The sequence below is a fragment of the Psychrobacillus sp. NPDC096623 genome (assembly GCF_044762655.1).
Classification (GTDB): Bacteria; Bacillota; Bacilli; order Bacillales_A; family Planococcaceae; genus Psychrobacillus.
The window spans coordinates 581,734-607,009 of sequence record NZ_JBIWER010000001.1 but is presented as its reverse complement, the minus strand read 5'-3'; the positions used below and the strand labels follow the sequence as shown (position 1 = coordinate 607,009).

Sequence of the window (25,276 nt, the reverse complement as noted above, 5' to 3'; positions counted from 1 at the left end):
TTCTAGAGAGAGTATTCGCCGTGTGAACGCAAGTAACCAGCGTCAAACCGAGAGTAAACACTGGCAGCAATGTTTGAAATCGTATCCCATGTGGAAATAGTTTCTAAGTTACATCTTTCTCAGAAATATATTTCCCGAGAAATGATTGTAGTGACTTCTCGGTGTAGTGAATGGATATACGGACGGTACGTTTAAGCCAAACGACAAAATAACGCGTAAACAAGCTACTTCTATTATCGCAAATACATTAGGACTTAAGGCAGGAAAAGTTGCTCCATACATGCAGCTAAAATCTTTGTAAACTTTTCAAGTATGCAATGATTTTTCAAACCTTTATACACAAAAAAGCAGCGCATTCCAGGCTGCTTTTAAATAGCTAAATTTCAATTTCCATGAGTTTTACATTATTTAAAGTCTCTTGCTGATTTTCCATTATTTCATTTCTTTCTAAACTCAAATCTTCACATTCTTCTAACCTTCTTTTTGAAAAACCTCTGTCCAGAAGAATTTCTTCTATTGACATAATCAGTTCATTTCTTTCGGTGATTAGCTGATTGAACGGATTTATAATCGTTGAATTTATATGTTCTACCATTCTATTTTTTAAGAAGTACATAATGACGTATGGTGCAAGAATCAGATAGGCTATGGTAGCGGATAATAATATAATGAGATGATCGTTTATAGCTAAGTTAGCCATATATAGAATCGCTATGCTTACAACCAAATATGCCACGAAAACGAGGAACCATGCACTTGTTTTCATATCGTTTACCTTTGTGTGCAAATTAAATCTTGATATATTACCACTCATCAAACTTGTAAGCTTGTATTCCATTTTAATGTTTTTAAGAGATAGAATCACGCTAAATAATTCTTCATTGCTCAATTTGTTAGCATTGTCGAGTTTACTCTTTAAAGTGAAAATATCCGATTTAAGATGTCTTCTTTTCTTTTGAAAGCGGCGATAATATAACTTAAGGTCAAAATTCGAATTGCTATTTGAAATGAATGAAATGAATAAAATGGATACCCAAGAAATTGCGATCACAGCAAACTCAAGCTTAATGGACAAATTAGCCATAAGGAAATAAGAGATCAGTAATGTAATAACGATGTTACTTGCAAGAATATTAATGCCATAAGTTGTTTTGCTACTTAATATTACATATATAAAGGCAGTAACGCATGGGTAAGACAAAATGATATAGTCAAACAAAAAGTGATCTTGAATGCTCATAATTAGTACGCTCGCGGCACCTGCAGCAAGTAAGCTATTAGTAATTGAATCAGTAACTTTTCTATTTCTAATCAAATCTGTTATCAAACACAACAAAACGAATGTTATTAATGCGGATATACTATACCAAACAGCAGTTAAATTAGAAAAAATATGTGTAATCACAAATGCTAATTGACAGGCAATAATAAGATTACAAAAAAGCTGGATAGAATTAGTTTTACGAAATAAAAATATAAATATAATAAGTATTAATGGTAGAATGAGTGCTTTTGGACTAAATTGACTTAATAAACTGCTACAAGTAAAACCTCCAAATAGAAAAACTAACCCTAACTGTAAAATACTTCGATCACTTTTCATAGACTAACTCCTTTTCTGTAGAATTCTCTTATTATATCCTTAATAGTTACATACAATACATTTTGTGCCATGAAAGTAAGGATAAAAGTAATTATTATTAATCTAATTTCCTATCATTTATTTGATTTCTAAAAAATCAGTCAATTAATGAGTTACTAATATACTATATAATTTCCTTTTTGTGAATGTAATTTGTTCGACATTACTTGAAAAGATTGTCGACAAATACCAAAACGCCGTAAGATAACAGGATTACAGGATATATACCCATTTTCAAGTAGCAAATAAAACTAAATTTAGATGTACAAGCATTGGCATCAGGTACAACACCTGCGGGCTATGACTGGCAACACAGTGAAGACCCTGGAGTCCTTCAACTAGTAAATGTAGAAACACATCAAAATACTGGGCACACTGGAGGACGAGAAATTTGGGGTGGCGGAAGTGGCTACCGATAAGCTTTTCTAAATATTACAAGATTATTAACTTTTAGCGACATTAGCTATAATAGACGAAATTTGATTTACAATTAATGAAGAACAATGTTGATGTAGGAGGAGCATTAAATGACAGCGTTAGAAATAAAGGAAGAATTTAAAAAAATATTAGAATATGGTTATACACTAGGAAATGAAAATAAAACAATCAAAGCAAGCGAATTAATCGAGGAGTTGTCTACTCAATTAAAAGTATTGCTCGATAATGTAAATAATAATGAATGAATCAACTGACCGCTCTTTTAAAAAGAGCGGTTTTTTTGTTTTAGAGAGCTTAAAAGCTTCAATTAATCTTTATTATCTAAATTTTTAGTTAATTATGTTATAATTAAATTAACATTAATTAAACGAGGAGGTATTGGATGAAGTTTTTCTCAAAATATATAATTTGTTTTGGGATATTGATAGCTTTTGCCTTGGTTGGTCCGACTGCTTTTGCTGAAGGGAAATCTTTCATTGATGTGAAAAAAGGGTATCCAAACTATGAGGAGATTATGCAACTCCGAGATAAAGGATTCATAAATGGATATCCAGATGGTACATTTCGTCGGAACGAAAAAATTACTCGGAAGCACGCAGCAGCATTGCTTGATAAAGCATTAACTCTTCCGGAAGTTACATCTTCAAAAGTTAAATATAAGGATGTTCCACTAAATCACCCAAACTACGAAGCTATTATGAAATTGACTCATGCTGGAATTTTTAGTGGGGATAATAAAGGTAATTTCAATCCTGATGCATCTATTACTCGTGTGGAAATGGCAAAGGTAATGGATATTGCATTTGATTTGAGTATTATTGATTTCCATCATTTTAATGAGGTATCGTCTGCTTACTGGGGCTATTTACATGTACAGGCGTTAGCAGCAAATGGGATAACAAAAGGGAAATTAGGGGATTTTATGCCGGGCGAGCCAATTACTCGCGCTCATTATTCTTTATTTTTACACCGAGCGTTAAACTCTAGGGTTATCCCCGTGCCAGACTCAGACCCACTATTATCGAAGCATGAAATCTTTGACTTAATATATCGTGTCCCTAATCGGATTGGTAATACGATGTTAATGCATAAAGTGAAGAACAGTCCCTTTGAAACGGTGCAAAATGAATTGTTGGATTTTGGAACGGCTCCTTTTGTGAAGGATTATTTAAAGACTGGATATAATGAGATGTGCACAAAGTGTGACATGATGATATTCGCTAATCCTACACAGGAGTTAAATTATCGATTTGAAATTGCTGAAAATACTCCTTCTCGTATTGTTGTTAAAACAGTAATTTGAAAAATCCTCTGCCGACTGGAAACTTGCTGCATATGAATTTGATAATATTGGTGGAGGTAGCTTTGAGTTAACAGAGGACGAAGCTGCTAACATTCTATTAAAAGACTTTAAACAGTTTCATTCAAAAGTGATGATAAACTACCAGAAAACAACTTCCGAAAAAGTGTATGATTGGTTTATACAAAGAAAGAATACGACCGATTGGTATATCACTTTATAGCTCATACAGATAAAGGTAATTTGCCTGTAAGGTTTTATCCTCATAATGGGTTGAGTGAATATTAGAAAGACCTTACCTTTTTGAGAAAAATAAAATAGTTACACATGCCGTCCTTTTAAAAGGGCGGCTTTTTTAAAAAGAAGTATATAATATCTCATCTGTCTTACTCATCCCGCAGAAGTCGCCACCTAAAACAAGCTCGACTTCATAATGAACTTGATAAGCGTTGGTTTTCTATTGCTCAAAATGTAACAGATGCAAATTCAGCATTCTTTGATTCAAAAAATGCCTTTAAAGGAAGTATTGCTGGGATCAATGAAGTGCTGAGTAGACAAGGGCTCCTGCATGGGAATTGGTGCTTAGCTAATCATGGAATACTTAGCCCATGTCAAGCAGAAGAAATAGACCGAGTTTACGCAGCCTATCCAAAGTTAAATGATGATACATTCGTACAGGAGTTTCTTCAGAATGATAAAGAAAAATAGTAGCATTAAAGGCACATTCGTTATTATGTGTCTTTTGTGCCGGAGATGGGGAATAGCATAGGTTACGAGATTATTAAATGATTCGGAGGATTCTCAACGCAAGCTTGATCGAGCAAGTAGTGCTTTTTATTAACCGGGGGTTATTCTGTAGCAATTGACGAAACAAAGAAAATTATAGAATAGATTGAATCTATGAATGAATTACTGTAAGTCATTTCTCGTTTGAAAGTTCTATTTTTTTTATTAGATTACTAGGTAGATAGATTTAACTTATATTTAATAAACTAATACTAATTATCAATTTTTTCGAATAATTCGAAATTTCGATATTCGAATTAGTTTTCTTGTGATAAATTGGTAATGTCACACTAAACTGAAAAGTGTGAAAAATAGAAACAAAGGGGAAATGAGATTTGAAAAATTTTAAGTTTACGAAGTTTTTTAGTAGTATTCTAGCTTTGATTATGGTGCTTTCTTTATTGGTTCCAATCTCAAGTGCTAGTGCTGAAGATTCAAAACCATTCAAGCAGAATGGCCAAAGTGAAAGTATGATTCAACTAAAGGCGGCTATCGCTGAACAGCTGAGCTTGTCTAAAGATGGTCCAACCCTTCACGAAAGCTTACATAACGTATCAGGCAATCAAGACGTCGCAGTCATCGTTCATTTATCTGAGAAGCCTGTAGCACTAGAGCAAGGGATGAGCCAAGTAAAAGGAAAAAAATTCTCCAATGCTCGAGCAAATGAAGTTCGTGCAAATGTAAAAGCACAGCAAGCAAAAGTAAAAAAAGAGTTAACTGCTAAAAAGGTTCAAATGACGCAAGGATACGCGTTCGATACTGTGTTAAACGGATTTGCGGTAACTGTTAAGGCAGACGACCTTCCGAAACTTCTTACAGTAGAAGGAATTACATTAATCGAACCTGATGCAACGGTTTATGCATCAGAAGATAATACGACGAAATCATCTGAACTTATAAAAGATGAAACATTAGAAGCACAAATGAATACAAGTGTTTCGTTCCTAGGTATTGAACAGCTATGGGACGAAGGAATTGAAGGACAAGGGGTTAAAGTAGCGGTATTGGATACTGGTATTGATGCAGACCACCCTGAGTTCGCTGGAATTTATAAAGGTGGAAAGAACTTTATTCCTAACTCATCCACTTACGCAAAACCGCGTGCAGATGACGATGCATCAGAAACTTTACCTTCAGAGCGTCCAGCTGGGACACCTGAATTTAATGCAAACGGAAGCTCATTCTACACTTCTCACGGTACACATGTTGCGGGAACAATTGCAGCTATCGGTGCGAACGAATTCGGTATTAAAGGGATTGCTCCAAAAGTAGACCTTTACGCATACCGTGTTCTTGGAGCATATGGGAGTGGAGCTACTTCCGGAATTGTCAAAGCTATTGAAACAGCAGTTATAGAAAAAATGGACGTTATCAATCTATCACTTGGTGGTGGGGCTAACTCTGAAACAGACGCCGGTTCATTCGCAATTAATAACGCAATGATCGCAGGAACAATTGGAGTAATTGCAACAGGTAACTCTGGTCCGAATCGTGGAACGATGGGAACTCCTGCAACTGCTCGTTTAGGGATAGCAGTAGGTAACACGACAAATCCAGAAACAATGCATAATGGCGAAGTGAATGTGACAGTTGGACCCTTCAACTTAACAAAACAACTGCCATTGATGGGAACAACTTTTGGAAAAGATTTAGCAACACAACTTCAAGGGGAGTTTGACCTAGTTGCTATTCCTGGAAACGGAGAAGTAAAAGACTTTGAAGGAATCGATGTAAACGGAAAAGTGGCATTGATATCTCGTGGTAGTATCGCATTTGTCGATAAAATTGCAAACGCAAAGGCAAATGGAGCAGTTGCAACAATAATTCATAACTTTGCAGGTGGAACGAATGCACCGAACATTTCGGGTACATTCCTTGGCGATTCATTTGCATTCTTACCAACATTTGATATGTCCGTAACAGATGGCGATGCAATCCGCGCTGCATTAGCAGGTGGAACTGCAAAAGTAAGCTTTGGTAAGTTTGCTTCCACGAAAACACTTGGAGATGATGTGAATTCATCAAGTTCACGTGGACCTTCTACACCAAACTTTGATATTAAGCCAGATGTAAGTGCACCTGGAACAAACATTATGTCAACGATCCCAATGTACAAAACAGATTTTCCTGACGCTGTTTACGGTGAAGCATATGACCGTAAAACAGGTACTTCTATGGCAACACCGCATATCGCTGGTATCGCTGCACTTGTTAAACAAGCAAACCCTGATTGGACCGCGTTCGATGTGAAAGTAGCACTTTCTAATACTGCAAAAATTCTAGATACTGCGAAGTATGATGTATTCTCACAAGGTGCAGGGCGTGTTAATGCTTATGCAGCTGCTCATCCAGAAATTCTAGCGTACGCATTAGATACTGCAGTGCTAGATGGAACTGGCACTATTGTGGATAATTTGAAAGGGACAGTTACTTTCGGTCCACAATCACTTAAAGACGGTAATATTTCTGTAACGAAACAAATTAAAGTTAAAGACATTAAAGGGAATGGTGGCAACTATAACGTCACTGTTGATGTAAAAAAATCATTTGGTGATGCAAAGGTAACGGTTGATAAGCCGATATTCAATCTTGCTGGTGAGCAGGTTCTAAACGTTACTTTAACTGCTTCTCAAGCAACTGCACCAAACGGTTCTGAAATTCTAGGTTATATCCACATTAACGGTGGGGATTCAGAAATTTCACTGCCATTCGCAGCTGACTTTGGTGGCGTGGCAGCAACTGAATTAAAAGATTTCAAGATTACAGAAACAGACCTATCCTTTAACGGAGATGGAGTCAAAGATTCAGGCGTTCTTTCATTTACTTTAACTGGAGATGTAACAACGAACTATATCGAGCTTTGGGATATTATGAATCCTGAAGGCGGGGAATACGGGGACGGATATATTGGCTATCTACACTCAGGCTCAGCACTTGGAAAAGGCTCTTACACGCTGAACGTTGCTGGTCAGTATAAACCATGGGGCAGTGCACCTGCAACAACAATTCCAGATGGTCTATACACAATTGACTTCACTGGTCTTGCAGCTTCAGGAGTGGTTTCAGATTATGTTGGACCGGTTGTGGTTAAAACAACAAAACCAGCAATTTCAGGTGCGGTAGTTGAAGGTGTAGCTACAGGTAAAGTAACAGACAAGTATATCGATTATAATGCTGAATTATCTAAATATGGTTTAGATTACAACTTAAATGACAAATTAAAAGCTTCCTACATTGCAACTGTAAACGGTGAAGCACAGGCTCCAGTTGCATTTGAATTAAATCAAGATGGTAGCTTCACATTCCCAGTAACAGCAGAAACAGATGCTGTATCCGTCGTAATTAAAGACGCTGCTGGAAATGTTGGCGAATCATTAATTTATGAAAAAGAATTAGTGCCAGTGGTAACACTAGAAATCGATCAAGCTCAAGTTGAAACTAGAATCGGTAAAGAAGTGAAGGTCAAGATTACTGAAGTAACAACATTTGACGGTAAAACAACTGAAAAAGATGTTACAAAACTTGCAACATACAAAGTTGCGAATGATAAGATAGCTTCTGTAAAAGAAGGCGTTGTAAAAGGAAAAGGTCAAGGTAATACAACGATTACTGTTACTTATGGTGAGCATACTCTTACATTCGGCGTGACTGTGTTGAACACAGGAAAAGGGAATAATAAGTAAGAAACAAGAAGTTAATGCCCTATTCGATGGAAACATCGAATAGGGTACTTTTTTATCCATATTTACGAAAAATATTTCCAAAAAATTAAAAGTAATTGTTTGTTAAATTGTAGATTTATATATTTCTTTTGAAAAATTTTTGGAAATCTCTGATAAGATAAACAAATACATAATTTTGAATGATCTAGATAGGGGGTATAGTCATGATTGGAAAGCTTATTCGTAAAAAGCAGCATACAACTAAACGTAATGATTTAGCTAGAAGAATAGAAATGGCTCAAATGGAATCACGTCCTGCTCATATATCCATTATTATGGATGGGAATGGGTGGTGGGCTACAAAAAAGGCTTTACCTCGAGTTGTAGGGCATTACGAAGGGATGAAAACAGTAAGGAAAATTACGAAGTTTGCAAACAAAGTAGGAATTAAAGTTTTAACTTTGTATGCATTCTCTACTGAAAATTGGAGTAGACCAAAGACAGAAGTAGATTACTTAATGCGATTACCAGTGGAATTTTTAGGCACATATTTACCAGAACTGATTGAACAAAATGTACAAGTTCAGATGATTGGTAATCATGATAATCTTCCGGAGCATACAAAATACGCTATTAAAAAAGCAGTAGAGCAAACCTCCCGAAATAATGGTCTTATCTTAAATTTTGCATTGAACTACGGCAGTAGAGATGAGATTGTACAATCGGTTCAGCAAATTGTAAACAAAGCACAGAATGGTGATATCACCTGTGAGGATATTTGTGAGGAATTAGTAAGCGAGCATTTAATGACTTCGCATTTGTCAGATCCCGACTTACTTATTCGCACTAGTGGAGAAATTAGATTAAGTAATTTTATGCTTTGGCAGCTAGCTTATACTGAGTTTTGGTTTACGGATATGCTGTGGCCAGATTTTGATGAAGAATGTTTAATGGATGCAATCGAAAGCTTTCAAGGTAGAAATAGAAAATTTGGGGGACTTTCCTAGTAGTATATGATGTTATGCAAGTTTAAAAGTAGTCTAAGAGGGAATAAAAGGATGAGTGAATTTTCTGACTTTTAACCTAGTTAATAGAATTATTAAGGAGGATATAAATTGAAAAAATTAGAATTCATACTTCTAATTGCTATTTTGACCGTCGGTTTCAATATGTCCGTTCTAGCTGCTAGCCATTTTAAAGATGTATCGGAGAAGGAATGGAGTTATCCAATAATAGAAGAGCTATCTCGTTCTGGCGTAATTGAGGGTTATTCAGACGTATCATTTAGACCGGCAAATGGTGTGACGCGTGCACAGAGCGCTATCTATATTGGAAGAGCATTAAATATCGAAACTAAAAATAGACCAAATCCTGGCTTTGTAGATGTAAATTCGAAAACTACTGGCTATGAATATATCGCTGCTTTAGTAGATGAAGGTGTATATGCTAAAGCGACGAATTTTAATCCACATGAGTCGCTTACTCGTGCACAAATGGCCAAAATTTTAGTTATTGCATTCGAGTTGAAAGGCTCTAAAAAAACGAGTTTCACGGACCTTCCTGCAAATGGGTGGGCGAAGCCATATGTAGAAATTCTTGTTGCAAATGGAGTGACGACAGGTGCCTCTGCCACAAAGTTTAGCCCCAATCGTACAGTAAGCCGTCTGCAAATGGCTATTTTTATTTATAGGACATTGCGTAACGACGAAGAAATTATTGCGCCACCTCCAATTGAAAATCCAGAAGAAGCACCTGATAATTTAAGAGCTACGGAGCTTTTAAAACTAGTTAATGAGGAACGTATAAAGAGTGATCTTAAACCTTTAGTGTATGATACAACCGTAGAGAAAGTCGCTAATATTAAGGCGCAGGATATGAAAACAAATAATTATTTCGATCATATTTCGCCAACCTATGGTTCTCCAAGTAATATGCTAACAAAGTTTGGGGTATACTGGACTGCTTCTGGTGAAAATATTGCAGCTGGATATTCTTCTGTAAATGCAGTCCATAAAGGATGGATGAATAGCAGTGGTCATCGTGCGAATATTTTAAGCTCCAGCTATACGCATGTTGGATTTGGTTACGCTGAAGGTGGAGGGAAATACGGGAACTACTGGGTTCAAATGTTTATAAGGAAATAATGAATAGAAAAAACACCCCTTACTCCATCCGAGTAAGGGGTGTTGCTATAGATAAATTATTTATTAATTGTTAAACCAGCTTTTTGACTAACTCCAGCAGCATCTTTTACGTCTATTGTTTGACTAGCAACTGTAGTTAATTTAGTTACTTTAGAAGAATCAGCTACAGTTAATACTAGTTTACCGTTAACAATTGTAGATGCAGTAATTGCCACTGCAGCACCTTTGTCATCTGATAATTTAATTTCATCTGTAACATCGGCATCAGCAGCAAGCTGAACTGCTTCTGTGTAAGTTACAGTAATTTCATCAAGATCAGTTGTAATAAACGATTTAGCTTCTGGTGCTGTATTATCTGTAACAGCTATAGAAGTAGTAAATGCGTTGTTTACTTTGTTGTCTAATGTTTGAATACCTTCTACTTGGAAGATTGCTTTTGTATCATTTTTTACGATTAATCCAGCAGGAAGAGTGATTTCAACTTGTGTTTGATCTACAACACCTGCAGCATTTTTAACAAATGCAATTTTTGTGTCAGTAGGAAGTGCTACACCATTTAATTTGTAAGCAGAAGCGTTCAGTGCAGAAGCTTTCACTTTTTCACCAAAGTTAACTGTAATTACGTTGTTAGCAGCTGCTACCTCTTTAATAGTAAATGCTGTTTCAACAGGGGCTTCAGCATCTTTTACATCAATCACAACAGTTTTCGAAGTTGCTTTGTTTTTAGCAAGAGACTTGTCTGTTACAAATCCTTCAGCAAAATTGAATGTATATGTTTCAGGTTTCACATCGGATTTTAATGTAACAATTACTTTATTTTTAGAAATTTCTGCTGTAGCAATATTAGCGAAAGAAAGAATCTCTTCTTTAGCATTAACTAATGAAACTTTAGCAGTTTGTAAATCTGTTATTTCCTCTGAGTATGAAACTGTAAATCCAGTAACAATACCATCTTTTTCTGTTACTTCTACATTTTCAACAGTTGGAGCTGTAATATCTTTTGATACTACTACTGTTTTCGTAATATCGTTTGCGTTTGTGTTATCCATTGAATCTGATAGAGATCCTTTTGCAGCAGTTAATGTAACTGAATCTGAGTTGCCGTTTTTATATAGGTAAGCAGGATTTAATGTTACGAAATACTGTTTGTTGTTTTTAGGATTAACTTCTACAGAAGAAACGACATTCGCATTGAATGTTCCAATTATACCTGTAAGAACAAGGTTAGTTTTAAGAGCTTCGTCCACTGTAACTGTTAATGTTTGTTCACCAGTAGCCACTACATTAGTAATTGAAGGAGCTTGGTTGTCTACATTGATAGTTAGACCAGTTGTTTGAAGAGCTTTTACATTTCCAGCAACGTCTTTTGCATTTACAACCGTGATGTCGTAGTTTTTAGTTGCATCTAGATCTACTGCAAATGTTGCAACATTACCTTCGATTGATTCAGGTGTATAGTTTTGATTAGTAATTTTGATGAAATCAAGTGATTGAACATCTTCATTAAATTCTATAGTAACTAATTTCACATTTTCTTTAGTATCTTTAACAGTTGAAGTAGCTGAAGTAACAACAGGAGCAGTTAAATCATTAACTTTCACCGTTTTGTTCACTGGTTTCACAAACTCACCAGTTGTAGATTTAACTACTTCAAATGGCACAGCAATTGTGTAGTCACCTTTGAAGAAGTTAGCAGCAGAAAGTGTTAAAGTTTTACCATCTTCGCTTAATGTTTGTGTTACATTTTCAGGATCAGTTGCACCATTTCCAGTGTTCACTTTAATAACGTCTACGTTATTATCATTTTGAAGAGTATCAGCATCAACAGGAGTACTGAAGATTACTTCAATTGTTTTAGCGTTTATAGCATTTACTGAAACTACTTCAGCAGCAGTAGGAGCTAGGTTTTCCGCACGGTAAACAAATAATGCAAACTCTCCACGAGTGATAGAAGCTGTAGAAGCAAAAGTTGTTGCAGTTTTACCAAAAGTAATTTTGTTTGCAACTAAAGCATCTACAAAACCGTCCCAGTTATTGTTAACATCTGTAAATTCATTTTTAGTAGTCCCAGCTTTAAGATTGTAGGCATTTGCTACAATTTTAGCCATTTCTTGACGTGTAATGTTAGCATCAGGTTCAAATGTTGTAGCAGTTTTACCCGATACGATTTTTTCTGCTACTAATGCATTAACTGCTCCAGCCACACGTGAATTTACATCAGTGAAACCAGCAGATGGCGCTTTAGAAGTATTTAGTTTTAGTGCGTTCGCAATCATTACTGCTGCATCGCCACGAGTAATAGAAGCTGTTGTACCAAAAGTAGTATCTGTAGTTCCTTTAGCAATATTGTTACTAATTAGATAGTCTACTGCTGTTTTATATGTAGAACTCACATCTGAGAAAGATGCCGCAGATGCTGGCACTGCGATTGCAGAAGCTACCATAGTAGCAGTCGCTGCTGCTGCAACAAACTTGGAATAGTTATTAGATCTTGATGTCATAAAATGTTCCTCCTGTTTCCCACTTGGGATATATATATACTTTCATACTTGAAGTACACATTTCGTATTGTATATGATATTTATCTATTACACTATGGAAATACTAGGAACGAAAATATAAAAATTACCTATAAAGTACCCTTTCTAGCGAAAAAAACAATAAATAATAATCAAAAATGATTTATTCAATTACTAGAAATGGTAAGATTCGGTCAAAACTCTAAAATATAAGAAAATATATATCTAACTCATATTGGCTGATATTGTAATGTTATATTGGTTTTATTTGTTATTTTTAGAGGTTTTTTGGGGAGGAAAGTTGAATAGAGTTATGATGTCACTTAGATAGGCGGTTGAGGGAAATATTGATCGATAGCTCAAGAGCTATAATAGCGAGTAAAAATAAAGTTGAATAGTATTTCGTTAGTCATTTAGAATAAGGAACATATAACTCATCCGATATGTTCATCGACCTTGGTTTACGATGTTGAAAGTAACATTGATCATAGCCACAGGTATAGCACTCCATCACATGGAAAATTTGCCGTGGTCCAAAGATTCGATCTAATTGTAATGAAAAATCAGGTTGCAAGTGACGTCACCCCTTTATTTTGTGCCTACTATAGCAGAGTTCACTTAAAAAAACCGTCGAAACTTGCTATAAGAAAAAATTTTGATTGACTTTTTTTCTGCTGGTTATGAAAAATATAGGAGGGGTGAATGAAAACGAAAGGATTGGAAACTGTTATATCACCTGGTCTAATTGAGTCATTGAAAAGTTGGCATGAGAAATGATTTATGCAATATCAATTTTCCTTTTGCTCAATAATTCAGCAAATTCACTTGCTGGCACTGGTTTAGAGTATAGGTAACCTTGCACAGTATCGCAATTATAACTTTGTAAAACTTCTAGCTGTTCCTTTGTTTCTACTCCTTCAGCAATGATGTTCAAATTTAAGTGGTTCGAAAGCTGAATAATCATATGTACTATAAAGTTTGCCTCATCATTTTTAGGGTTGCGAAGGTTCTTAATAAAAGAACGATCTATTTTAAGAATGTCAATTTTGTCATGGAATAATTGTAAGTTAGACAAAGATGCGTACCCAGTTCCAAAATCATCCAAGGCAATTTTAATCCCTAATTTTCGTAATTGATCTAACATAGAGAATACGACAGTTTCATTTTCAAGAATAGAAGTTTCTGTAATTTCTATTTCAAAGTATTGTGGATCCAATTGCGTTTCCTTTAAAGTTTCCATAATGCTACAGATTAAATCATTTTCAAGGAAGCGGGAAGCAGATAAATTAACAGAAACCGGAATCGCTGGTAATTCAGCATCCTGCCAAGCTTTGTTCTGCTTACAAGCAGTATATTTAACCCATTTACCAATTTGATTAATAAAGCCGGTTTTCTCTGCAAGTGGAATAAAATCATTTGGTAATATAATTCCGAACTGAGGATGATTCCATCTAATTAGTGCTTCTGCGCCAATAATTTGGTTAGATTTCGCATCCACTTTTGGCTGATAATATAATTCAAATTCATTGCGCTCGATAGCATGTACAAGGTCTGCTTCCAATTCAGTTACTGTAGGCACAAGTACTTGAATAGGTACATTTTTACTTTTATTTCCATCATTATCATGATGAGAACTTAATAAATCTGATCTATGCTTATTTTGTAAAGTTTGCTGTGCTTTAAGTTCTGCTTTTGTCTGCATGATTTATCTCCTTATCGAGTATTTTTAAGAAAATCCAATAAAATTAATGGTATAATTTTATTGGATTTTAATTTTATTAGTGAATGTATGGTAAATCTAAAGTAGTAACCGGACCTTTTACTAATGCAGCAGTTTCGTTACTTACATTAGGGTATAAAGCTACTGCTAATACGATTAATAAAATAATAGATAATTTTTTCATGTTTTTTTACCGTCCTTTTTTTTATATATTATGGGGTGATTCTGTTGGAAATGAAGTACTTAGGCATTGAAATAAGTAAGATGAGAGCTGAATTGGGAATTTCCCAAAAGGAGCTCGCAAAAGATATTTGTACACAGTCGACGATAAGTCGGATTGAGGCGGGAGAAGTTTATCCAGCAATAGATACTTTGTTGAAAATAGCCTTAAAGCTTCAAGTCCCTGTTGAATACTTTATAGAAATGTTATTCCATAAAAATGTACTTGAAAGTGAAATGCTAATTAAAGATATCGAGTCTAACTTAAAAGTCCATAATTATGAGAAAGTCATTTCAATCATTAATGCTAACAAAATAGATAAAGATAATATTTGGTTAAGCTTATATTTAGAATACATGCTAAATACAGCTCAATATTCTTTGAAGATGATTTCTCCAGAAGAATGCATAAAAAGATTGAAAAACATTTTAAACTTTTCAAACCAAACAACTATCCAGTTCCGTTTTCTACACATAAAAATTAACAATTCAATTGCTAATGTCTATGGTGAGTTGGGAGAAATTCAAAAGTGTTTGTACTATTATAATAAAATCCTAAAAGAGCATATTCATAAAAATTATAATGACTATAAAATATATGAAACGCTAATTACGGTTATATTTAATAAATGTAAAACTCTATATGATATCCAAGATTATGATACAGCTTTAGAAACTGCGAATCTTGGTATTCACAAAGCTAAAGAGTCATCCTTTTTCTTTCTAGCTGGGCAATTTCTCTATTACAAGGGACAGTGTTTAGAAAAGAAAGATGCACCAGTTGCAGAAATTAGTGAAGTGTATAGACAAGCTCTTTTCATTTTTGAATTTCAAGAACTTCCATTTTACATTAAAGCGATCAAACAGAATAAACAGCAATACTTAGATTAGACAGGGTAACTTGCATATTTCAAAAAGGTATATTGATAGAATAAGTTCCTCCAATCTTGTATCAAGTATTGAAACCTTTTAAAATTCTATGAGTATTTTAGAAGGGTCCGAAATACTTAATTAAAAGTGTATTAATTTCTTTTTGCATTTCAAATATACTAGATATCCGATAAAAAATCTGTAGGATATGCATAAATGGATATTTTCTTCTTTTTACCTATGCTGAAAATGACTTTTTTACTAGAAAAATAAAAATGGGTCACTTTTTCTTCGAAAGGTGATGCATTTTTTCATGTTTGATGAAGATTTTTTGTCGATAAGGGAATATTAATGCTATAGAAGGAGGAATACGACATGAAGGTACGAATGGAGTGGGTGTATAAAACCCCGCGTGGAGCGCTTATGGAATTTTTTTCAGAGGAAGTGCCGGCTGCACAAGCCATTTTGTTTGCGGAAGATATTGAGCGAACGGGGCGATTAAAGCAGGTGACCTTTGTGGATCGGTTCGATAGTTCGTGGACAGTGAAGGAATTAAAAGGTTATTTGAAGGGTATTGAGACAGAGCCACATAATGTGACGGTCTATTTTGATGGAGGATATGACCGTCAAACAAAAGGTTCGGGACTTGGGTGCGTCATTTATTATGAACAGAATGGAAAGTCATATCGACTAAGAAGAAATGCTGCTACGACGGGTTTAGAATCGAACAATGAAGCGGAATATGCAGCCATGCATCTAGGATTAAAGGAACTGGATTTACTAGGTGTGCATCATTTACCTGTTCGTTTTATAGGGGATTCACAGGTAGTGATTAATCATTTAAACGGCGAGTGGCCGGTAATAGAGCGAGATTTAACAGGCTGGGCAGATCGCATTGAAGCAAAACTAAAAGAGCTAGGCATTCAAGCAGAATATGAACTAGTACCAAGGAAAATGAACGGTGAGGCAGACCGTTTAGCTACCCAGGGCTTGAATGGTATTGAAATTCAGGCCGTGGTTGAATTAGTGGAAGATTAAGTTGCTCGTGCTTAGAACATTAAATAAGTTCATATGAAGAAAACACCAGTGCCTTAGACACTGGTGTTTTTTTATTCTAATTTTATAAGTGTGCTGTATTTTCTTGTTTTGCTGGGGAATCGTTGTTGTCTTCCGGTAATGATTCTACTTTTTTTGCAAGTTTCTTCTGCTGGGATTTTGGAAATGCTTGTTTTGCTTCTGCTTTTGAATTGGCGTCTTGTACATTTTCGTTATAATATTGAACACTTGTCATCGCACCCTCTTCAACCATACGATTATCATCTGGGTCATTCGGATCAGAGAAACCTGTCTTTGTCATTTGACTTGGTTTAGTGTTTTTAGAAGACACCATTGAATCGAGTTTTGTTTTAGAATTTTTCACTGCTGTTTTTAATTGTGATTTATTGTTTTTGTTTGTAAAATATACTGCTGCAAGTGCGGTAGCTGCTCCTATTAACATGGATCTTGTATTACCGTTTGCCATGTTCATCACTCCCTTTCTCTATTTATACCCACTTCTTATTAGACTCAATCCTTTTTCCAAAAGAAATAACCTGAATTTCATGAAATTTATTTCAAGATAATATTTTGTTCAAAAATTAAATTATGTTTAAATAATAAAACATAGGGTTTAATTAGTATTTATAAGTAATAATTATTTTATATTTAAAATTTAAACAATGTTCAAAAAAATCTTTACTTATTATTTTTAGTGGATTATAGTATTGGTACAGGACATATAAAAAATTTAAGAAAAAATTAAAAGAAAAATGTAAGCACTTACATTTTTCTTTTACACAAATCATTATAAGGGGGTTCCGATGTGAAACTCTCGGAAAAGAAACTTAAAAAGAAGAAAGAAGAAATAATTTTATCTGCAGTAAAAATTGTAAATAAGAGAGGCTATGCTAAAGCGACAATGGAAGAAATTGCGGCAGAGCTATTAATGACAAAGGGTTCTCTCTATTACTATTTTAAAAATAAGGAAGATCTTATTTTCCAGTGTCATGATTTGGTGCTAGGGCAGGCAGATGAAGAACTACAGAGCCACTTTGAAACAAATATTACAAGCGAGGAAAAACTGCGGAGAATGATTATTTCGCATATTCGTTACGCCATTGAAGAAAAAGAAACATTCAATATGATTATTCGACCAGATCAAACATTCTCCAGAGAACAATTAAGTCCCATACTTGCTAAGCGCAATCATTACGCTAGGTGGTTTGATTTAGTTATTGAAGAAGGTATGGCAAATGGTGAATTTACGATAACTGAAGCAAAGATAGGAAGAATGATTTTATTAGGTTCAATGAACTGGATACAGCAATGGTATAAGCCGGGTGGCGAAAAGTCGATGGAGGACATTCAGAAAATATACTCGGAGTATTTATTGAAAATTGTTAAATAAAAGTTGCTACAAAAGCTTACTGGGAAGGAAAGAAATGAAGGCATTTTCTCTAAAAAAATAGTAGCAGTGGAGATGCCTCAAAGAAAAGGTGCAGACTGATGGATATTTAAAAGCTGATGTACCTTCAGAAAACTTAGCTAGTCTATACCATCTTTTAAGAAGGATGGTACTGTGACTGCTGACTGTTGGAAACTCTTGTGGTATTCAAATACGTTGTAGCTAGTCTGTGCAACGGTGGTAGTCAACGGATAGCAGTAATTATTGAGAGATCAAAAATGTATATTTTTTTGCCTATAAATGTCTGAATCTTCAAACTTATAAGTTAACAGATAATATTCAGGGGGGATACGATGGAGTTCCAAAGTACTCAGTTATTTGGTAGAGATGGAGTAAAGGTTTTTGTGAATCGTCCGACAACGATCAACCACTTTTTTCGAGATACATTGGAGAAATATGCCAGCAAGGATGCAGTAATAACAGAACATGAGCGATTTACTTATGCTCAATTGGATGAGATTTCTAATCGGATTGCATCGAATCTTCAGAATGGCTATGGAGTTGAGAAAGGGGATAGAGTAGCTGTCCTCATTGGGAATGGAAGTGAATTTCCTTTAAGCGTTCTTGCATGCTCCAAAATCGGAGCCATTTTGGTACCAGTGAATGTGAAGCTTTCTCCTGACGAAATCCATTATATTTTAGGGCATTCAAAACCAAAGATATTAATTTATGAAAATGAATTTAAAGCAAAGGTAACTGCGATTGAACAAATGGGATCTACAGTCTTACCAAGTAAGGAATTTGTTTTCGAAATTAAAGGAGATAACACCTTTTCTAAATTATTAGAAGTAATTGAAACACCTTATTTGTCATATGTCCATGAGGAAGATAGTGCTTATATTCTCTATACTTCAGGCACAACGGGACGTCCTAAAGGTGCTGTACTCAGTCACATAAATGTTATTCATAGTGTGATGAATTACGCAACGGTATTTGAAACGGATGCATCGATAAAAACAGCCATTGCTGTACCAATGTTTCATGTGACGGGGCTCGTTGGTCAGTTACTCCATATGTTTTACATTGGTGGAACAGTTTATAGTATACGACGCTATCAAAACGAAGAGTACATTCATAGAGTTCTAGAAAATCAGATTAACTTTTTATTTAACGTACCTACTATTTTCATCATGATGTTCACGAGCAAAGCCTTTCAAATAGGTTCATTTGATTTTGTGAAAAAAGTTGCTTTTGGTGGATCCCCTATTTATCAGCAAACGTTTCAGTTGCTACAGAAAGCATTTCCGAATGCTAGCTTACACAACGCATATGGTTCAACTGAAACTACCTCACCTGCAACGTTAATGCCAGTAAGTTATCCAAATACAAAAGTAACGTCCGTTGGAAAGGCTGTTAAAGTTGCGGATATAAAAGTGATGAATCCATTAGGGGAAGAATGTCAGCCTGGAGAATCCGGTGAACTCTATATAAAAGGTCCAATGGTTATTAAAGAGTATTGGGATAATCCTTCAGCAAATCTTAGCAGCTTTAGCGAAGGATTTTGGAAATCTGGTGACATAGGTATTGTTGATGATGAAGGCTATTTTTATATCCGCGATCGGATGAAAGATATGATCAATCGTGCAGGAGAGAAAATCTTTTCCATTGAAGTCGAGGATGTATTAAAAAATCATCCATTAGTGATAGAAGCGGCTGTCATTGGAGAACCAGATCCGATATTCGGGGAAAAAGTGAAAGCTTTTATCGTCGGACCTAATTTAACAGAGGAACTTTTTTTTGATATAAAGCAGCATTGTTTAAAGCATTTAGCCAAATTTAAAGTGCCAGAGGAATTGGAGATTTTAGATTCACTTCCAAGAAATGCATCTGGAAAAATACTAAAAAATAACTTAAAGAATTTAGGGGGAGTTAAGAATGCTTAAGGAATTATCACACGAAGCAGAAGTCCTTAGAGAGCAATTAGTTCAATTTATGGATGAATACGTCTATCCAAATGAAGCCGTATATGAGCAACAGTTAAATGATGGCGAAAGTCGTTGGATAGTTCCTCCAATTATTGAAGAGCTAAAGAAAAAAGCGAAGGCACAAAATCTCTGGAATCTATTTATGGATAACGCCGAATATGGTCAAGGCCTTACTAACTATGAATACGCTCATCTCTGTGAGATCATGGGCCGCTCTTTAATAGCTCCAGAGATTTTCAACTGTAATGCACCTGATACAGGAAATATGGAAGTGTTATGGAAATATGGGACAGAAGAACAAAAAGAACAATGGCTAGAGCCACTACTGAGTGGGGAAATAAGATCATGCTTTTCGATGACAGAGATTGAAGTTGCTTCTTCAGATGCTACTAATATTCAGGGAAGCATCGTTCGAGATGGCGATGAATATGTGATTAATGCCAAAAAATGGTGGACCTCAGGTGCGCTGGACCCTCGCTGCAAAATTGCAATTGTTATGGGGAAAACAGATTTAACAGCTGAAAAGCATAAACAACAATCTATGATTTTAGTTCCTTTTGATACACCAGGAGTAGAGATAAAAAGATTCTTACCTGTGTTCGGTTATGATCATGCTCCTCATGGACACGCAGAAGTACATTATAATAACGTTCGTGTTCCGGCATCCAACATGCTTTTAGGTGAAGGAAGAGGATTCGAAATAGCCCAAGGACGGCTTGGACCAGGTAGAATTCACCATTGTATGAGAGCGATTGGAGCAGCTGAAAGAGCGCTAGAACTTCTATGTAAACGGGCTAATGACAGAGAAGCATTTGGCTCCAAATTGGCAGATAAAGATGTCATCAGAGAAATTATTGCTGAAAGCCGTATTGAAATTGAGCAAGCCCGTCTGTTGACTTTACACGCAGCTCACAAGATGGATTTGGTTGGCGCAAAAGGTGCACGCAAAGAAATTGCTATGATTAAAATTTTAGCTCCACGCATTTCGTTAAACATAATTGATCGTGCTATTCAACTATTTGGAGGAGCAGGAGTTACAGATGATTTTCCGTTAGCGGCTCATTGGGCGAATGCCCGCACACTTCGAATTGTCGATGGACCAGATCAAGTTCACCTACGTGATATTGGAAAATTAGAATTACGTGAGCAATTGAAATAGGGAGGAGCTGTGGGATTAATGAAAGCTTGGTCTATTACAGAAATTGGTGAACCGAAAGACGTCTTGAAGCTGCAAGTTGTACCAAATCCAGAACCTTCCTCGGGAGAAGTATTAGTGAAAATAGAAGCTGCTGCACTTAACTTTTTTGATATTTTGCAATGTCAGGGAAAGTATCAAGAAAAGCATGAAACACCGTTTATTCCAGGGGCCGAAATTGCGGGAATTGTAGAAGCTGCAGATGGAAAAACGTTTAGTAAAGGGCAGCGAGTTTTAGCTACTCCTTTATTGCCAAACGGTGGATTAGCAGAGTGGGTGGCCGTGAAGGAAATGCATGTCTTTCCTATACCTGATGAACTTTCTTTTAGTGAAGCAGCTGCATTTTTTATAACATATCAAACTGCCTATTTTGCACTGCATCGTACGGCCAGGATCAAAGCTGGAGAAGTATTGCTTGTCCATGCAGGGTCAGGCGGAGTAGGATCAGCGGCGATTCAGTTGGGTAAAGCGGCTGGAGCCTATGTTATAGCAACAGCAGGCAGTGATGAAAAGTTAGAGATTTGTAAGCAACTAGGTGCAGATGTCGTGATTAATTATCGTACGGAGAATTTTATCGAGATTGTCAAAAAGGAAACAGATGGAAAAGGCGCAAATATAGTTTTTGATCCTGTCGGAGGAGACACCTTTGACCAATCAAGAAAATGTATTGCCTTTGAAGGCAGAATATTAGTTATTGGATTCGCAGGTGGTCGAATTGCAGATGCTCCAACGAATCATGCGCTTATAAAAAATTATTCTGTGGTTGGAGTACATTTTGGACTTTTCCGAAAGCTGTATCCGGACGAAGTAAAAAAAGCTCATGACGAGTTAATGGAACTTTTTCTGGCAGGGAAAATACGTCCGCTTATCTATCAGGAGTACTTATTTGAAGATGTACCAGTGGCATTGGATTATTTAGCAGACCGGAAAACCTATGGCAAATTAGTCGTTACCCCTTAAATCTTAAATAAGGAGGAATAAAGATTGGGAAACTTAGTGGAAGTAAAAGTGAATGATCAGATTGGTTATTTGAAGATGACAAGACCTGAAAAATTGAATGCGCTTTCGAAACCTTTAGTAGAAGAAATGCTTCAAGCTTTAGACGAACTTTCGGAAAATGAAGAGGTAAAAGTGATTATTCTATCGGGCGAAGGTAAGTCCTTTTGTGCTGGAGGAGATATTGATTCGATGAAAAACATGGATAATCCTTCTGCCGCGCTAAGTTGGATTGACTATGTTTCAAGCCTTTCTCAAAAATTGCTTTCCATAGATAAATATGTCGTTGCAGCTATTCACGGATACGCAGCGGGTGCTGGTTTTAGTATTGCGTTAGCAGCAGATTTTATCGTAGCAGAAAAAGACGCAAAGTTTGCACTAAGCTTTACTAACATAGGTTTGATACCGGATTTAGGACTTATCAAACTATTAACTGAGCGTGTTTCCCCACCTATTGCGAAAGAATGGATTTCCAGTGGGAAAGTATTAACTGCTGTAGAAGCACAAGACTATGGAATTATTAATAGAATTGCAGAACACTCAGTAGTTGAGGAAGCTACCGCATTTGCCGAATTCATTGTAAAAGGTCCAATGATAAGCAATAAATACGTAAAGTATTTAGTGAACCACGTCGGTGAGCTTCATAAGGAAACTGCATTCCAGCAAGAAAATGTTATACAGGCGATGCTGCTACAAACCAATGATCATAAAGAAGGTATATCCTCATTTTTTGAAAAACGAGAGCCTCAGTTTTTAGGTAAATGAAATAAAAAGTACAGCAATTATAAATGCTCGAATTCAATACCAAAATGAATGGAGGAAAATTACATGAAAAAATGGAGTCTGTTATTAACATTAGGTTTAAGTGCATCCTTGATACTAGGAGCTTGTGGAGACGATTCAAGTGAAGCAAATGCAGAAGGAGAAAAAATTAAACTAAGAGCTGCAACAGGATTAAGTGCGCAACATGCTTGGTGGGCTGCCTCGATGGAACCGTGGATGGAGCGAGTGGAAGAATTAACGGATGGGCAAGTTGAGTTTGAAAGCTTCACAGGAGGAGAATTGGTTGCTGTGCCTGATGAAGCAGAAGCTTTGGAATCAGGAACGGTAGATGTATCCCTTGTATTACCAATCTATCAGCCGGACCAATTCCCGATGGCAGAAATTACGATGTTACCACTTAATCACTCAGACACCTTCATCGCTTCAAACGCTTGGAAGGCGCTACTTGAAAGTGATGTAGAACTAGCAGATGGTAAAACATATTCAGAGCTTCAGTTTGGTCAATTTAAGGTTTTCCCAGTATCTACTACACAGGAATATTCCATTTCGACGACGGGAAAAGAATTTAAGTCAGCGAAGGATGTAATTGGTACTTCGTTACGTACTCCTTCTAGAATACATGAAATGTACGCCGAACAAACAGGCTTAAGTAGTGTAACAATGCCTGCAGTTGAAATGTATGATTCATTAAGCCGAGGAACGTTTGATGGTAGTTTTTACAGTATAGCTGACTGGACTGGTTATGGATTCCAAGACTTGTTTAAGTATACCGTTACTGGTATTAACTTTGGTCACTTTAATACGTTTATCGGAATGACGAAAGAAAAGTGGGATGAAATGCCTGAAAATGTTCAGGAAGCAATGACGCAAGCAAATGAAGAAATTTTCCAGGCGGGTGCACAGGAATGGATTACTCGTTCGGAAGCTGCTATTGCGCAGAATGAAGAAAAAGGCGGAAAGTTTGTGGAGTTTTCTTCTCTAAATCAAGAAGTACAAGATCACTTTAACAAAGGTATGGAAGACACTTGGAGCAGCTATGCAAAGTTATTAGAGGATAATGGTCAACCAGGTAATGAATTAGTGAAGCTATGGGCAGATCTCGTTGTTGAAAATGGAGGAAAAGTACCAGAGTCAGTTAAGAATCTGAAGTAATTTATTTGCATTGTTTAAACGAAGAGAGAATTTTTTTTCTCTCTTCCTACTAAGTAGATTGTAAGGAGGACCAATATGGATAACTTATTAGTTATCGGCATTATATTAGTATTAATGATTGTTCTGCTACTCTCGGGAATGTATATACATTCAGTACTATTTGCAAGTGGAATTATTGGCTTGATATTGCTAGAAGGATTCGATATTTTACCAGGCTTGCTTGGTAATGAACCTTTTAATAGGGTTGCTAGTTATACATTAACTACTATCCCTCTATTTGTATTAATGGCACAGTTTATCTTACATTCAGGTATGGTTCAGGACATATTTTACATTGTCCATAAAGTTTCTAAAGGGAAAAATAGTTTACTAGGCGTATTAACCCTAATTATCGGTGGGATGCTTGGAGCAGTGTCGGGTTCAGGAACTGCTACTTCAGCTTCGTTAGGTCAGGTTGCTATTCCAGAATTGCGTAAGCACGGTTACAGTGGACCACTTGCTGGAGCAATAGCGGCATCTGGAGGCTCTCTGTCGGGAATTATTCCCCCTAGTATTATATTAATTTTATATGGAGTAGCTACTGAAACAGCAGTAGGTAGTCTTTTTATTGGTGCTTTTATACCCGGAATTATCACGATGTTTGTCTTTATTTTAGTAATGCTCGTGTATTATCGTTTTGAAAGAAGTAATAGTACCGTTTCAATTATGGAAGCAGAGCTGGCAAGTACAGTTTTAGCTGAACCAGTGGAAGAAACGAGAAAAATTCCTACTATTCGATTATTCATCGTTAGTTTTATTGCTTTTCTAATCGTTCTTGTAATTTTTGGAGGAATATATTCAGGGATGTTTACCCCTACTGAAGCAGGTGCAGTTGGAGCGTTTATAGGTTTACTTGCTGCACTAGCATTAGGAAAAGTAAATTTAGGGTTTTTTACAAAATCACTAGTAGAAACAGTTCGGCTAACAGGAATGGTAATGATTATTATGATAGGTGCTCAAATATTTGGTCGATTTGTTTCTCTATCTTTATTGCCAAGAAAGTTAATTACTTTAATAGAACCGATTATGGATTCTCCTGTACTAGTATTAATAGCAATTTCTGTAGTTCTCTTCATTATGTTCATGTTCATAGAAGGTGCAGCTGTAATATTAATGTCCATTCCTGTAATTCTACCAATCATTCAAGAATTACAAGTTGATATACTATGGTTCGGTGTATTCATAGCTGTGATTTGTACAATCGGTTTACTGACACCCCCAGTCGGATTGAGTGTGTATGCGGTAGCGGGTGTAAGTGGTATTCGATCATCAGAGATCTTCAAAGTGGCGATGGTATTTGCAATTGTTGCCATGATTGTCGTTTGTACATTAATGATTGTGTTCCCTGAATTAGCTACATGGCTACCAGGATTGATGAATTAA

General features: G+C 36.0%; 20 protein-coding genes and 1 pseudogene. 16 read left to right on the top strand and 5 right to left on the bottom strand.

Going from position 1 to position 25,276, the window contains the following annotated elements; translation table 11 throughout:
* Positions 1 to 163: 163 nt before the first annotated feature.
* Positions 164 to 301: pseudogene (locus ACIQX2_RS02945) on the top strand (S-layer homology domain-containing protein); the annotation flags it as partial.
* Positions 302 to 376: 75 nt separating this feature from the next.
* Here ACIQX2_RS02945 and ACIQX2_RS02940 read toward each other — a convergent pair.
* Positions 377 to 1,603, bottom strand: coding sequence for a hypothetical protein (locus tag ACIQX2_RS02940; protein WP_402846779.1), 1,227 nt, complete (start codon positions 1,601 to 1,603; stop codon positions 377 to 379).
* 311 nt (positions 1,604 to 1,914) lie between these two features.
* Between ACIQX2_RS02940 and ACIQX2_RS02935 the strand changes: the two genes are divergently transcribed.
* From ACIQX2_RS02935 to ACIQX2_RS02910, 6 genes are all read left to right on the top strand, one after another.
* Positions 1,915 to 2,061 (top strand): HNH endonuclease, encoded by a 147-nt coding sequence (locus tag ACIQX2_RS02935; RefSeq protein ID WP_402846777.1) that lies wholly within the window; start codon positions 1,915 to 1,917, stop codon positions 2,059 to 2,061.
* 108 nt (positions 2,062 to 2,169) lie between these two features.
* On the top strand, positions 2,170 to 2,325 hold the full coding sequence (locus ACIQX2_RS02930; protein ID WP_402846775.1) for a YwzD family small protein: 156 nt from the start codon (positions 2,170 to 2,172) through the stop codon (positions 2,323 to 2,325).
* Between the two features lie 137 nt (positions 2,326 to 2,462).
* On the top strand, positions 2,463 to 3,383 hold the full coding sequence (locus ACIQX2_RS02925; protein ID WP_402846773.1) for an S-layer homology domain-containing protein: 921 nt from the start codon (positions 2,463 to 2,465) through the stop codon (positions 3,381 to 3,383).
* A gap of 1,118 nt (positions 3,384 to 4,501) precedes the next feature.
* On the top strand, positions 4,502 to 7,849 hold the full coding sequence (locus tag ACIQX2_RS02920; protein ID WP_402846771.1) for a S8 family serine peptidase: 3,348 nt from the start codon (positions 4,502 to 4,504) through the stop codon (positions 7,847 to 7,849).
* A gap of 203 nt (positions 7,850 to 8,052) precedes the next feature.
* Entirely contained in the window at positions 8,053 to 8,835 is a 783-nt protein-coding gene (locus ACIQX2_RS02915; RefSeq protein WP_402846769.1) for an undecaprenyl pyrophosphate synthase, read from the top strand.
* A gap of 108 nt (positions 8,836 to 8,943) precedes the next feature.
* Positions 8,944 to 9,972 (top strand): S-layer homology domain-containing protein, encoded by a 1,029-nt coding sequence (locus tag ACIQX2_RS02910; RefSeq protein WP_402846767.1) that lies wholly within the window; start codon positions 8,944 to 8,946, stop codon positions 9,970 to 9,972.
* Between the two features lie 56 nt (positions 9,973 to 10,028).
* Here ACIQX2_RS02910 and ACIQX2_RS02905 read toward each other — a convergent pair whose 3' ends face one another.
* From ACIQX2_RS02905 to ACIQX2_RS02895, 3 genes are all read right to left on the bottom strand, one after another.
* Positions 10,029 to 12,473, bottom strand: coding sequence for an S-layer homology domain-containing protein (locus ACIQX2_RS02905; RefSeq protein WP_402846765.1), 2,445 nt, complete (start codon positions 12,471 to 12,473; stop codon positions 10,029 to 10,031).
* 796 nt (positions 12,474 to 13,269) lie between these two features.
* Positions 13,270 to 14,193, bottom strand: coding sequence for a putative bifunctional diguanylate cyclase/phosphodiesterase (locus tag ACIQX2_RS02900; protein WP_402846764.1), 924 nt, complete (start codon positions 14,191 to 14,193; stop codon positions 13,270 to 13,272).
* Positions 14,194 to 14,269: 76 nt separating this feature from the next.
* Positions 14,270 to 14,395, bottom strand: coding sequence for a hypothetical protein (locus ACIQX2_RS02895; RefSeq protein ID WP_402846762.1), 126 nt, complete (start codon positions 14,393 to 14,395; stop codon positions 14,270 to 14,272).
* Positions 14,396 to 14,445: 50 nt separating this feature from the next.
* Between ACIQX2_RS02895 and ACIQX2_RS02890 the strand changes: the two genes are divergently transcribed.
* Positions 14,446 to 15,321: a helix-turn-helix domain-containing protein gene (locus tag ACIQX2_RS02890; RefSeq protein WP_402847481.1), complete on the top strand. Its 876-nt coding sequence runs from the start codon at positions 14,446 to 14,448 to the stop codon at positions 15,319 to 15,321.
* A 354-nt stretch (positions 15,322 to 15,675) separates the two neighbouring features.
* Complete coding sequence (locus ACIQX2_RS02885) at positions 15,676 to 16,338, top strand: ribonuclease H family protein (RefSeq protein ID WP_402846759.1); 663 nt, start codon at positions 15,676 to 15,678, stop codon at positions 16,336 to 16,338.
* Positions 16,339 to 16,420: 82 nt separating this feature from the next.
* On the opposite strand, the gene ACIQX2_RS02880 is transcribed toward ACIQX2_RS02885, so the two are convergent.
* On the bottom strand, positions 16,421 to 16,822 hold the full coding sequence (locus ACIQX2_RS02880; protein ID WP_402846757.1) for a hypothetical protein: 402 nt from the start codon (positions 16,820 to 16,822) through the stop codon (positions 16,421 to 16,423).
* Between the two features lie 339 nt (positions 16,823 to 17,161).
* On the opposite strand from ACIQX2_RS02880, the gene ACIQX2_RS02875 reads away from it, so the two are divergent.
* The 7 genes from ACIQX2_RS02875 to ACIQX2_RS02845 all read left to right on the top strand — a co-directional run bounded on the left by ACIQX2_RS02875 (position 17,162) and on the right by ACIQX2_RS02845 (position 25,276).
* Complete coding sequence (locus ACIQX2_RS02875; protein ID WP_402846755.1) at positions 17,162 to 17,746, top strand: TetR/AcrR family transcriptional regulator; 585 nt, start codon at positions 17,162 to 17,164, stop codon at positions 17,744 to 17,746.
* Between the two features lie 350 nt (positions 17,747 to 18,096).
* Complete coding sequence (locus ACIQX2_RS02870; protein WP_402846752.1) at positions 18,097 to 19,686, top strand: class I adenylate-forming enzyme family protein; 1,590 nt, start codon at positions 18,097 to 18,099, stop codon at positions 19,684 to 19,686.
* A complete protein-coding gene (locus tag ACIQX2_RS02865; RefSeq protein WP_402846750.1) occupies positions 19,679 to 20,887 on the top strand; it encodes an acyl-CoA dehydrogenase family protein in 1,209 nt (402 codons plus the stop codon). Before ACIQX2_RS02870 ends, ACIQX2_RS02865 begins: the two co-directional genes overlap by 8 nt.
* Before the next feature lie 18 nt (positions 20,888 to 20,905).
* Positions 20,906 to 21,883, top strand: a complete 978-nt coding sequence (locus ACIQX2_RS02860) for an NADPH:quinone oxidoreductase family protein (protein ID WP_402847479.1) — start codon at positions 20,906 to 20,908, stop codon at positions 21,881 to 21,883.
* 24 nt (positions 21,884 to 21,907) lie between these two features.
* Positions 21,908 to 22,684, top strand: a complete 777-nt coding sequence (locus ACIQX2_RS02855) for an enoyl-CoA hydratase/isomerase family protein (RefSeq protein ID WP_402846748.1) — start codon at positions 21,908 to 21,910, stop codon at positions 22,682 to 22,684.
* A gap of 63 nt (positions 22,685 to 22,747) precedes the next feature.
* Complete coding sequence (gene dctP, locus ACIQX2_RS02850) at positions 22,748 to 23,854, top strand: TRAP transporter substrate-binding protein DctP (protein ID WP_402846745.1); 1,107 nt, start codon at positions 22,748 to 22,750, stop codon at positions 23,852 to 23,854.
* Between the two features lie 75 nt (positions 23,855 to 23,929).
* Positions 23,930 to 25,276 (top strand): TRAP transporter large permease, encoded by a 1,347-nt coding sequence (locus ACIQX2_RS02845; protein WP_402846744.1) that lies wholly within the window; start codon positions 23,930 to 23,932, stop codon positions 25,274 to 25,276.